Source organism: Micrococcus luteus, from assembly GCF_014138885.1.
Classification (GTDB): Bacteria; Actinomycetota; Actinomycetes; order Actinomycetales; family Micrococcaceae; genus Micrococcus; species Micrococcus luteus.
Map to the genome: position 1 here is coordinate 1,899,683 of NZ_JACJIK010000001.1, position 11,643 is coordinate 1,911,325.

The 11,643-nt window shown below is 73.2% G+C and carries 11 protein-coding genes and 1 riboswitch; of the genes, 5 read left to right on the top strand and 6 right to left on the bottom strand.

Annotated elements, in window-relative coordinates; all coding sequences use genetic code 11:
* The first annotated feature begins 11 nt into the window (after positions 1-11).
* Positions 12-2,024 carry an FMN-binding glutamate synthase family protein gene (locus tag HDA34_RS08785; protein WP_041102661.1) on the top strand — a complete coding sequence of 671 codons (2,013 nt, stop codon included), beginning with the start codon at positions 12-14 and terminating at the stop codon, positions 2,022-2,024.
* A gap of 119 nt (positions 2,025-2,143) precedes the next feature.
* The gene (locus tag HDA34_RS08790) at positions 2,144-3,364 is read left to right on the top strand and encodes an MFS transporter (RefSeq protein WP_134377228.1); all 1,221 of its coding nucleotides are present in this window, start codon (positions 2,144-2,146) and stop codon (positions 3,362-3,364) included.
* A 209-nt stretch (positions 3,365-3,573) separates the two neighbouring features.
* Here HDA34_RS08790 and HDA34_RS08795 read toward each other — a convergent pair whose 3' ends face one another.
* Positions 3,574-3,777 (bottom strand): cold-shock protein, encoded by a 204-nt coding sequence (locus tag HDA34_RS08795; protein ID WP_020628179.1) that lies wholly within the window; start codon positions 3,775-3,777, stop codon positions 3,574-3,576.
* A gap of 238 nt (positions 3,778-4,015) precedes the next feature.
* A complete protein-coding gene (locus HDA34_RS08800; RefSeq protein ID WP_036316175.1) occupies positions 4,016-4,540 on the bottom strand; it encodes a flavin reductase family protein in 525 nt (174 codons plus the stop codon).
* 73 nt (positions 4,541-4,613) lie between these two features.
* A riboswitch (SAM riboswitch) is annotated at positions 4,614-4,733 on the bottom strand.
* 192 nt (positions 4,734-4,925) lie between these two features.
* On the opposite strand from HDA34_RS08800, the gene HDA34_RS12050 reads away from it, so the two are divergent.
* Positions 4,926-5,555, top strand: a complete 630-nt coding sequence (locus HDA34_RS12050; RefSeq protein ID WP_233437079.1) for a hypothetical protein — start codon at positions 4,926-4,928, stop codon at positions 5,553-5,555.
* A 47-nt stretch (positions 5,556-5,602) separates the two neighbouring features.
* On the opposite strand, the gene HDA34_RS08810 is transcribed toward HDA34_RS12050, so the two are convergent.
* Together HDA34_RS08810 and hisD are read right to left on the bottom strand one after the other, a co-directional pair.
* Entirely contained in the window at positions 5,603-5,971 is a 369-nt protein-coding gene (locus HDA34_RS08810; RefSeq protein ID WP_002855797.1) for an Hsp15 family ribosome-associated heat shock protein, read from the bottom strand.
* Positions 5,972-5,981: 10 nt separating this feature from the next.
* Positions 5,982-7,298, bottom strand: coding sequence for a histidinol dehydrogenase (hisD, locus tag HDA34_RS08815; protein WP_134377230.1), 1,317 nt, complete (start codon positions 7,296-7,298; stop codon positions 5,982-5,984).
* A 138-nt stretch (positions 7,299-7,436) separates the two neighbouring features.
* On the opposite strand from hisD, the gene HDA34_RS08820 reads away from it, so the two are divergent.
* Complete coding sequence (locus tag HDA34_RS08820) at positions 7,437-9,014, top strand: mechanosensitive ion channel family protein (RefSeq protein ID WP_233437080.1); 1,578 nt, start codon at positions 7,437-7,439, stop codon at positions 9,012-9,014.
* 16 nt (positions 9,015-9,030) lie between these two features.
* Here HDA34_RS08820 and HDA34_RS08825 read toward each other — a convergent pair whose 3' ends face one another.
* On the bottom strand, positions 9,031-9,567 hold the full coding sequence (locus HDA34_RS08825; RefSeq protein WP_134377231.1) for a universal stress protein: 537 nt from the start codon (positions 9,565-9,567) through the stop codon (positions 9,031-9,033).
* Positions 9,568-9,640: 73 nt separating this feature from the next.
* Positions 9,641-10,456: an MBL fold metallo-hydrolase gene (locus HDA34_RS08830; RefSeq protein WP_078025505.1), complete on the bottom strand. Its 816-nt coding sequence runs from the start codon at positions 10,454-10,456 to the stop codon at positions 9,641-9,643.
* A gap of 12 nt (positions 10,457-10,468) precedes the next feature.
* On the opposite strand from HDA34_RS08830, the gene HDA34_RS08835 reads away from it, so the two are divergent.
* Positions 10,469-11,617: a glutathione S-transferase family protein gene (locus tag HDA34_RS08835; RefSeq protein ID WP_134377232.1), complete on the top strand. Its 1,149-nt coding sequence runs from the start codon at positions 10,469-10,471 to the stop codon at positions 11,615-11,617.
* Positions 11,618-11,643 lie beyond the last annotated feature (26 nt).

Here is an 11,643-nt window from a genome sequence, read left to right on the forward strand (position 1 = left end):
GTTCGAGTGATATGGGGCACGATGGTCGGGTGAACAACAGACTCCTGATCGTCGCGACCCTCTCGCTGGCCGCGCTCGTCGTCGTGCTGGTGGCCGCCATCGGCGGCGGCGCGTGGTGGGTGCTGGCGGTGCTCCTGGTGGCGCTGCTCGTGCTCGCCGTGTGGGACATGACCCAGAAGCGGCACGCGATCCTCCGCAACTACCCCGTGCTCGGCCACATGCGGTACCTGCTGGAGTCGATCCGCCCCGAGATCCAGCAGTACTTCATCGAGCGCAACTTCGACGGCAAGCCGTTCGACCGGGACACCCGCTCGATCGTCTACGCCCGTGCGAAGGGACTGGACAGCCACAAGGCGTTCGGCACCGAGCGGGACACCTCGGAGATCGGCTACGAGTTCCTGTTGCACTCCACCGCCCCGGTCAACCCGCCGGAGGAGCCCCCCACGGTGCGGATCGGCGGCCCGGACTGCCGCCGGCCCGTGGACATCTCGCTGATGAACATCTCGTCCATGTCCTTCGGCTCCCTCTCCGCCAACGCCGTGATTGCCATGAACAAGGGCGCCGGCCTGGGCGGGTTCATCCACGAGACCGGCGAGGGCGGCCTCACCAAGTACCACCGCGGCAACGGCGCGGACCTGTTCTGGGAGATCGGCTCCGGCTACTTCGGCTGCCGCAACGAGGACGGCACCTTCAGCCCGGAGAAGTTCGCCGAGAAGGCGCTGCTGCCCGAGGTCAAGGGCATCACCATCAAGATCTCCCAGGGCGCGAAGCCCGGCCTGGGCGGCATGCTGCCCAAGGAGAAGATCTCCCCCGAGATCGCCGAGGCCCGTGAGATCCCGATGGACAAGGACTGCCTGTCCCCGGCGTCCCACTCCGCGTTCCGCACCCCGCGCGAGATGGTCAGGTTCATCGAGCAGCTCCGTGAGCTCTCGGACGGCAAGCCGATCGGCATCAAGTTCTGCGTGGGCTCCCGCGTGGACGTGCTGGCCATGACCAAGGCCATCTGGGAGGAGCGGATCGCCCCCGACTTCATCATCGTGGACGGCTCCGAGGGCGGCACCGGCGCCGCCCCGCTCGAGTACTCGGACCGCGTGGGCACCCCGCTGACCGAGGGCCTCATGCTCGTGCACAACGCGCTCGTGGGCACCGGCCTGCGCCACATGATCAAGCTCGGCGCGGCCGGCAAGGTCGCCACCGGTTCGGACATCGTCAAGCGTCTGATCCAGGGCGCGGACTTCACCATGTCCGCCCGCGCGATGATGATGGCCACCGGGTGCATCCAGGCGCAGAAGTGCCACACGAACGAGTGCCCCGTGGGGGTGGCCACGCAGGACCCGCGTCTGATGCGCGCCATCGACGTGGAGGACAAGGGCAACCGCGTCTTCAACTACCACCGCCTGACCGTGCGCGAGGCCGTGCAGATCATGGCGTCCATGGGTCTGACGCATCCGTCCCAGCTGAACACCCGCATGCTGCGCCGCCGCGTGGACCACCTGAGCACCCGCTCGTACGCGTCCATCTACCATTGGCTGCGCACGGACGAGCTGCTCAACGACCCGCCCGCCGGCTGGGCCATGGACTGGGAGGAGGCGGACGCGGACCACTTCGGCGAGCACGCCCGCGTGGACTACCTCACCGAGCGCGACCCCCAGTGGCGCTCCGAGCTGCTGATCCCGGGCCGCGAGGCGGCCGGCGCCCCAGTGCAGGGCTCGCCCGTCTCCGGGACGGGCTCCACGCTGGTCGACGCCCGGCGGACCGAGTCCGTGCCGCTGACCACGTCGCCGATGCCGCGCGTCAGCTCGCTGGGTGAGGGTGAGTCGCTGTCCTCGCACGGCGGCCGTCGTCGGGCCCCGCAGGATCCGGCACCCGCCGCCACCGCCGGCGAGACGCCCACCGACGAGAACGAGGGCCTGCCGGCGGAGGCCGGCGAGCGGCCCGAGCGCCAGGACGGCGAGGAGGTCACCCAGCGGGGGACCACCGGCCGCGTCGAGGGCGAGCACCGCGGCGAGGGCCGCGTCGGCTGACCCACCCCCGCAGTCACCCCCGCCCCTTTCGAGGCGGGAAATCCACCTCACACGACGCCCCCGGGCGCCCATGAGATGGATTTCCCGCCTCGTCGCGTGAGGGGTCGTAGCCTGGGGCCGTGACCCCGCCCGCCCCCGCCGCTCGCCGCCCCTCCACGGCCCTGCTGTGGGTGCTGCTGGCGGCCATGGGCGCCGGGCCCCTGTTCAACTACGGCGTCTCCGCCTCCTCCACGGTCGTGATGGAGCGGCTCGACGTCACCTCGGGCCAGCTCGGCACCGTGATGACGGTCGTGTTCGCGGCGGCCGCCGTCACCTCGCTCGGCCTCGGCCGGGCCGCCGACCGCCTGTCCGCCCGCGCACAGCTGAGCATCATCTTCGGCGGCACCGCCGCGGCGCTCGTGCTCGGCGCCGTCGCCCCGTCCCTGCCCGTGCTGTACGCGGCGGCCGCCGTCGCGGGCGTCACGCAGGCCATCTCCAACCCCACCACGAACCGGATCATCCGGACCGTGGTGCCGCCGGAGAGGCGCATCGGGTGGGTCGGGGTGAAGCAGTCCGGCGTGCAGGCGGCCCAGCTGGTCGGCGGCCTGTTCTTCCCGGCCGCGTCCCTCGCCCTCGGCTGGACGGGCGCCGCGCTGGGGGCCGCGGTGCTCATCGGGGCGCTCTGGGTGCTCGCGCTGGTCGCCGCCCCGCCGCTGCCCGGGGCGCCGCCGCCGGCCACCGGCCCCGTCGGCGGACGACGACGGCGGGACACCTCGCCCCTGCCGGCCACGGTCTGGTTCTTCGCGGCGATCGCGTTCCTCACCGGCCTGGGCATGCAGGCCACGAACACGTACCTGCCGCTGTTCGCGGTCGAGACGCTGGGGATGACGCTCGTGGCCGGCGGTGCCGCGGCGGCCGTGTCCGGGGTGGTGGGGGTTCTCTCCCGGATCGGGTGGAGCCGGCGGATGAGCTCCGGAGACCGGCCCACCACCCTGCTGACCGTGATCTGCCTGGGTGCCGTGGCCGGCGTCGTGGTGTTCCTCGCAGCGGACCTGCTGGATCTGCCGGTCCTGCTGTGGGTGGGCGCCGCGGTGCACGGACTGACGGTGCTGGGCGCCAACGTGGTGATCAACGCGGGTCTGCTGAGTGAGGTGCCGGCCGAGCGGCTGGGCCGAGCGACCGGGGCGAACTCGATGGGCATGTACGCCGGTTTCGCCCTGGGCCCGCTGCTGATGGGCGTGCTGCGCGACGTCACGGGCGACTACCGGGCCGGCTTCGCGGTCGTCGCGGCCGGGTATCTGCTGGCCCTGGGCGTGGTGCTGCTGTTGCGTCGCCACGTGGGTCGGCGGGGCGCGGCCTGACGCGCAGGGCCAGGACGAGGCCCACCCCGGAGGACCGCGCCTCAGCGACATCACCGCAGTGCAGCCCTGCGGTGGTGTCGCAGCGCCGCGGTCGAACGGGCGTACGGCGGAGTGCGGCGCAGTGCGCGGCGGGGCGTGCGGAAGCGCACACGACGACGCCCCCGGTCCGTGCGGACCGGGGGCGTCGGAAGCCGTGCGTCAGGCGAAGATCAGAGCTTCGTCACGTTGGCGGCCTGGAGGCCCTTGGGGCCGTCCTGGGTCTCGAACTCGACGCGGTCGTTCTCCTGGAGCTCCTTGAAGCCCCCGCCCTGGATGGCGGAGAAGTGCACGAACACGTCCGCGGAGTTGTCCTCGGGGGCGATGAAGCCGTAGCCCTTCTCAGCGTTGAACCACTTGACAGTACCGACAGCCATGATGGTGTCCTTTCGATGTGCCCCCGCGGTGCGGTGGCGGTGTTGGACCGCGGCCCGGATGTGGGACGCGGGTGAAGCGGCGAGACTGAACCGCTTGCCCAACACTCATCGACGCCGGCGATGCCGGGCTGACGAGCAGTGAAGATGGCGGGATACAGCTTGATCAACTTCAGGCTCCATCATTGCACGGATCTCGCCGACCGGGAACCAGGGGCCCGATTGTTCACCTAGAGTTCGCTCAGAGCGCGCGCAGGCCGTGGAAGAGATTGCGGTGCAGGGCGGCCGGGGGAGCGGCGTCCGTGTGATCCGCGAAGGCCGTCACCTCGAGCAGCACCACCGTGTGGTCGCCCGCCGGGACCTCGGCGTGCACCCGCGTCTCGAGCCAGAGCGAGGAGCCCCCGATCAGCAGGGCGTCGTGCGGGCTGCGGTGCACGTCCAGACCGGCGAAGCGGTCGCCCTCGCGGGAGGCCAGCTGACGGCACAGCGGCGTCTGGTCCGCCGCCAGCAGGGAGACGCCGATCGCCCCGGCCCGGCGCAGGCGCGGCCAGGTGCGGGAGCTGTTCTGCGCGGAGAAGGACACGAGGGCCGGCTCCCAGGAGATGCCCACGCCGAAGGAGGAGGAGACCATCACCTCGGGGACGCCGTCGGCGAGGCCTGCCAGCGCGACGACCCCGGTGGGGAAGGCCGAGAGGCCGGAGCGGAGGTTGCCGAGGGACAGGTCGGTGTCCCACGCGGCGGTGTGGGGTTCGTGGGTCAGGGTCATGGCGCGCGTCCTCTTCCGATGACTGACGCGGCTCCGCAGACGGCGGGAACGCGGATCGCCCGGATCCGCGGAGGCGCGGTACTTGCCCGTCGGGGTGTCCGAGGGGCCGAATCATCACCTGGAGCACCCCACTACTGCGTGAGAGGGTTGCCGTCCCGCCGGCCAGGGCCGTGAATGACGGGAACTCGTGATTCTGGGCACCAGCCTACGGAGGGGTCCGTGGGGCGGTCAAAGCGCCGCGGTCGCGCGGCGTCATCCGAGCTGCCCGATGTGATGCTTGACACACCGCGCATCGCCAGCCAGGATCAAGCCACTCGAGAGGGGGGCTCGAGACCGCAGCCCGCGGCCCCGCAGTCGGTTCTCTGAGAGGGATCGGATCATGCGGATGGACATCGAGAAGAAGCGTGCGGCATTGTCGGCCGCCGTGGTCGTCGCGGCTCTCCTCGGTATCGCCATCTCGGGATGCTCCGCTTCCCCGGGCAGCGTCTCCTCCACCGCGAAGGCATCCACCGCTGCGGCGTTCTCCGTCACCGTGACGTCAGCGGCCCCCTCGGCAACCCGGTCGGCCTCCGCCACCGGTTCGTCCGCGTCGTCACCCGCCGGTGAAGAAGCACTCCCCGCCGCGCTGTTCGAGGAGGACGGGATGACGTTGGTCGAGTACACGCGCCGGCATCCGGATGCGGACTATCTCGACCCGGAGAAGGAGTCCGTCCTGAAGGGGTCCGTCCTGGAGGAGGCGGTCGGGACGGGCACACAGCAGATCACCGTGGACGCCCAACAGGGTGCGGTCCTTCGGGTCATCGTGCTGTGTCCTTCGGATGGCACCGGTGAGACGGAGATCCTGACCTCACGGGGTGGCGGGGGAACGAAGACCTGGATGGCCGGGTCGGAGGCGCTGTGCGGCGGCTGGTCGGCGGCGACTCCCCCCGTGGATGAGGCGGGGCCGATGACGTTCACCGCCACGGTGGACAACGACAAGCCGTTCCGGATGGTGCTGACCGCACCCTCCGCATGAGGCTGCCATCACGACGGCGGATGACGGCGCGGGGAGGACTGAGTCGCTCAGCGTCGGTCGCGGCCGCGCAGCGCGTCCAGCTGCCGGCGGTCCCGTTTGGTGGGCCGGCCCGCGCCGCGCTCGCGGTACGGCACCGCGAGCAGCTCACGCGGCACGGGCGGCGGGGAGTGGTCCACGTACTGCTGCCGGGCCACGGGGGCACCCACCCGCTTGGCGATCAGCCCCGTGACCTCGAGGATCCGCTCGCGTCCGTCCTGGCGCACCCGCACCCGGTTCCCGACGACGACGGGCGTCGCCGCCTTCACGGGCTCGCCGTCGATGCGCACGTGGCCTGCGCGCACGGCCGCCGTGGCCGCGGACCGGGTCTTGTACAGCCGCACGGCCCACAGCCACGCGTCGATGCGGACGCCGCTCACGCCCGCCCCCTCACGCGAAGCGGGCGCGGATCGCGGCGCCGTGCGCGGGCAGGCGCTCGTCCTCGGCCAGCACGCCGATCCCGTCCGCGACCTCCTTGAGCCCGGTCTCCGTGTAGCGGATGCGCTGCTGCAGGCGCAGGAACGTCACGGTGTTCAGACCGGAGGAGTGCCGGGCCGTCCCCGAGGTGGGGAGCACGTGGTTGGACCCGGCCGAGTAGTCGCCCAGCGGCACGGGGGCGTGCGGGCCCACGAACACGGCGCCGGCGTTGCGGATGCGCCCCACGAGGGCCTCGGGGTCGCGCGTCTGGATCTCGAGGTGCTCGGTGGCGTAGCGGTCGGAGACCTCCACGGCCTGGTCCATGTCCCGCACCAGCAGCACGCCGGACTGGGGGCCGGTGAGGGCCTCGCGGATCTGGTCCTCGTGGAACGCCCCGGGCACCTGCGCCTCGATCGCCGCCAGCACGTCCCGGAGCAGGTCCTCGGAGTCCGTGATGAGCACGGAGGCGGCCAGCGGGTCGTGCTCGGACTGGCTGATCAGGTCCGCGGCCACCCAGTCGGCGCGGGCGGTGCCGTCCGCGATCACGGCGATCTCGCTCGGCCCGGCCTCGGCGTCCACGCCGATCACGCCCTGCAGGGCGCGCTTCGCGGCGGCCACGTACACGTTGCCGGGCCCCGTCACCAGGTCGACGGGCGCGCAGAGCCACCCGCCGTCGTCGTCCTGGACGCCGTGCGCCAGCATGGCCACGGCCTGGGCGCCGCCGGCCGCGTAGACCTCGTCCACGCCCAGCAGCGCGCACGCGGCGAGCACGGTGGGGTGGGGCAGGCCGCCGTGGTCCCGCTGCGGGGGTGAGGTCACCGCGAGGCTCCCCACGCCGGCGGCCTGCGCGGGCACCACGTTCATCACCACCGAGGAGGGGTACACGGCGCGGCCGCCGGGCACGTACAGGCCCACGCGGCCCACGGGGGTCCAGTGGTTCTCCACGACGGCGCCCTCGCCGAGCTCGACCGTGGAGTCCTGGGGGTGCTGGGCGTCGTGCACGAGCCGGGCCCGGCGGATCGACTCCTCCAGGGCGGCGCGCACCCGCGGGTCGAGCCCGGCCAGGGCGGCCTCGAGCGCCTCCGCGGGCACGCGCAGGGCCGGCGGGCGGACACCGTCGAACCGCTCGGCCAGGTCCAGCAGGGTCTGCTCGCCGCCGTGGCGGACCTGCTCGATGATCGGGGCGATCACCGGCACCACGGAGGACACGTCCACGTTCGCCCGCGGGATGATGCGGGACAGGTCCGCGGTGGCGGTGTCGAGCGGGCGCAGGTCGGTGACGGAGAGCACGGATTCCTCCAGGGGGGGGGGCGGCGGCGGGCCGGCGGGACGGGGCGCGACGACGGCCGGGCCCGGACCGCGCGGACGGTCAGGCTCCATTGTGCTCTTCTCCGGGGTGCGTCCGGGGGTGGGTGTCAGACTGTCGTCATGGTCTTCCCCGCGCTGCCCGCCCTCGCGACCCCGCCCCTGCTGACCGCCCTGGACCGCCTCCTGGCGGGCGAGACCGTGCCGTCCGGGGTGGAGGGGGACATCCAGGACGGGGCGGCCGCCACCACCCGGGCCTTCGGCGTGGAATGGGGGACGCTGCTGACCGTGCTGATGGCGTTCGCCATCGGCGCGGCGGTCGTGTACCTGGCCCTGCAGGTGGCACGCGTCGTGCTCGTGCGCCGCCCCGCGTTCCAGCACGGCGCCGCGCGGCTGAGCCTGCCGGCCGCCGTCGCCGCCGGCCTGCTGGCCTCCCGGATCTGGCTCGGGGTCATGGCCGAGGAGCAGACCTGGTACCGGCCGGCGTCGTTCCTGATGCTCATCGCCGTGGCCGCCGCGGGCGCATGGGCCGCGTGGCGCCTGGTCGGCGTGATCGAGGCGGGGATCCTCGGCCGCTACCAGGAGACCGGCGTCGAGCACCGCCGCGAGCGACGCATCCGCACGCAGACCATCCTGATCCGGCGCATCCTCAACGCGGTGATCGTGGTGGTGGCCGTCGCCGTGGTCCTGCTGGGGGTGCCCGAGGTGCGCTCGCTCGGGGCCGGCCTGCTCGCCTCCGCCGGTGTGATCTCCGTGATCGCCGGCCTGGCCGTGCAGTCCACGCTGACCAACGTGTTCGCCGGCTTCCAGCTCGCCTTCACAGACGCGATCCGGGTGGGCGACGTGGTGGACATGGAGGGCGTGTTCGGCACCGTCGAGGAGATCACCCTGTCCAACGTGGTGCTCAAGCTCTGGGACGGTCGCCGCATGGTCTACCCGTCCTCGCACTTCACCACCCAGCCGTTCGAGAACTGGACGCGGGTGGGCTCCGAGGTCTCCGGCGTCGTGGAGCTGGACGTGGACTGGCGCGTGCCCATGGACGCGCTGCGCGCACGACTCACCCAGCTGCTCGAGTCCACGGACCTGTGGGACGGACGCGAGCACGCGCTGCAGGTGACCGACGCGACCGGCGGCATCGTGCGCATCCGCGCCGTGGTCTCCGCCCGCAACTCCGGCGACCTCTGGGACCTGCGCTGCCTCGTGCGCGAGGACCTCGTGGCCTTCCTGCGCCACGAGCACCCCGAGGGCATCGTGGTGCAGCGCATGGTGGTCCGGCACCCCGCCCACGACGACGCGGCGCCCGCCTCCGAGGGATCCGATGCGGGGGCCCGCGGTGGCGACCGGACGGGTGATCCGGGCCCGGACGGCTCCGGGGTGGCGGCCCGCGAGCCGCGCCCGCGCACCGCGCCGCTGCCGCGCGTCGACGGCGCCGATCCGCGCCCGCACACCCTCACCACACCGCTGACCCGCGTGGGCGACCACTCCGGCCTGTACACCGGCTCGATGACGGCGGTGCAGCGCAACCGCGAACTCGCCGGCCCGGGCGAGGAGGCGTTCGCCGAGCGGCGCGCCCAGCAGGCCAAGCAGGCGGCGGAGGCCGCGGCGGCGGACGAGGCCGGGCGGCGCAGCGGCGCCGGCTCCCACGCGGACGGCCCCCTCGACGACGCCGTCACGCGCCGCCGTCAGGACGACGAGGACTGAGGCCCGGCGGGAGCGCTCAGCGCTCGAGCGTCGGGTCCCCGGAATCGACGGGTGTGAGCCGACGCCGCTCTGCCATCGGCTCGGACGCGGGCAGGCCGTGGGCGGCCGGGTCCGTCTCGGCGACGTGGCTCACGGCCTCGGGCGTGTGGTCCCCGTACTGCCGGTACTCCTTCACGCACAGCACCGGCTGATCGATCTCCTGCAGCAGCTCGTCCGAGACCGATCCCATGACGAACCGGCCGAAGCCGCCGCGGCGGCGCACGCCGATGACCACGATGGACGGGTCCAGCTCCGCGGCCACGTCCTTCATCTCCTCCACCGTGGACCGGCCGCGCGCGTACTGACGGAACTCGGCCGTCACGTCGGAGGCGTCCAACCGGGCCTGCACCCCGCGCTGCTGCTCCTCCGTGACGAGGGACTTGGTGCGGTGCTCGCCGCCGGGGCCCGCATTGACCACCACCACGTGCTCGCCGGTGGAGCGGGCGATGTCCAGGGCGGTGTCCAGAGCGGCGTCCGCGGCCTTCGAGGGGGCGTAGCCGACGAGGATGGTCATGGGGTGCCTCCGCGGGGTCGAGGGGACGGGTCTGAGGTCAGCGTAGTGCGGACCGGGCCCGCGGCGGAGGGGCTCAGTCCTCGCGCAGGTGGCGCAGGTGCGCGGCCACCGTCTGGACGGCCACGCGGGCCACGGTGCCGGTGAGGCCGGGGTAGATGCGCGGGGCCAGGTCCTCGGGTGTGATCGTCGCCGCCTCGGTCTCGGGCAGCGCGGCCAGGGCGGCGCGGATCTGCTCCAGGCGGCCCTCGCGGTGGTGCCGGTAGTCGCGGGCGACGACGTCGAGCGGCTCCGGCACGGGCCCGTGCGCGGGCAGCACCGTGAGCGGGCCCGCCGCCTCGAGGCGGCGCAGGCTGGCCAGGTAGTCGGTGAGGGTGCCGTCCGGGTGGTCGAGCATGGTGGTGCCCGAGCCGAGGATGGTGTCGCCCGTGATGACCGCGCCGTGCGCGCCCGCGTCCGGGACGGCGAACGAGTAGGAGTCCGAGGTGTGGCCCGGGGTGTGCCACGCCAGCATCGGGGTGCCGGCGGCGTCGATCCGTTCGTCCGGCGTCAGGACGGCGGCCCCGCCGCGGCACCAGTCCGGGTCCGCGGCGCGCACGGGGGCGCCCGTGGCCGCGTGGAAGGCGTCCACCCCGCCGGTGTGGTCGGCGTGCCGGTGCGTCACCAGGATGAGCGCGATCCGGCGCCCCTCGGCCGCCGCACGGACGCGCTCGAGGTGGGCGGCGACGTCGTCCTCCGGACCCGGGTCCACCACGACGGCCGCGTCCGAGTCCGGTGCGGCGACCACGTACGTGTTGGTGCCCGCGAGGGTCATCGGGGAGGGGTTCTGGGCGGTCACGCAGCGCACCAGCGGGGCGGGCGTGGGGCCGGGCGTGGCGGTGGTCGTCGTCATAGGCTCGAGTGTATGGAGAACCAGCAGACCGGCCAGGCCGCGGACCGCGGCACCATCGACACGCGCGAGGGGTTCACGGGCAACTACGTGCAGTCCGGGGCGGAGTTCACGCGGGACACGAACTACATCGCGGACCGGATCGTGGCGGATCCGGAGGCCGTGCGGGCCCTGCCCGTGGCCGAGCCGTCCACGGTCGGCCGCGTGGGCGGCGGGCTCACCGAGGGGGCCGAGGCGTGGCCCGTCGAGGCGGGCCGCTACCGGCTCGTGGCGGCGCGGGCGTGCCCGTGGGCGAACCGGACGATCATCGTGCGGCGCCTGCTCGGCCTGGAGGACGCGATCTCGCTGGGCACCCCGGGGCCGACCCACGACGAGCGGTCCTGGACCTTCGACCTCGACGAGGGCGGGAAGGACCCCGTGCTGGGCACCGAGCGGCTCCAGGAGAACTACTTCACGCGGTTCCCGGACTACCCGCGGGGCATCACGGTGCCGGCGATCGTGGACGTGCCGACGGGCGGCGTCGTGACCAACGACTACCCGCAGATCACCCTCGACCTCTCGACGGAGTGGACCGCGTTCCACCGCGACGGCGCCCCGCAGCTGATCCCCGACGCCGGGCCGGAGCGGGACGAGATGTTCGAGGTGATCGAGCGCGTGTTCACCGAGGTGAACAACGGCGTGTACCGGTGCGGCTTCGCGGGCTCGCAGGAGGCGTACGACGCCGCGTACGAGCGGCTGTGGGCCGCGATGGACTGGCTCGAGGAGCGCCTGTCGACGCGCCGTTTCCTGATGGGGGAGCGGATCACCGAGGCCGACGTGCGGCTGTTCACCACGCTCGTGCGGTTCGACCCCGTGTACCACGGGCACTTCAAGTGCAACCGGAACAAGCTGACCGAGATGCCGGCGCTGTGGGGCTACGCGCGCGACCTGTTCCAGACCCCGGGCTTCGGCGACACGATCGACTTCGTGCAGATCAAGGAGCACTACTACGTGGTGCACGAGGACATCAACCCGACGGGCATCGTGCCCGCGGGCCCGGAGCTGGCGAGCTGGCTGAGCGAGCACGGGCGTGAGGCGTTCGGCGGGGACCCGTGGGGCGGCGGCACCGCACCCGGGCCCGTGCGCGAGGGCGAGCGCGTGGACCCGGAGCACACGCCGCGCTGACGTTGCTCAGCCCGGCCCGGTCCGCA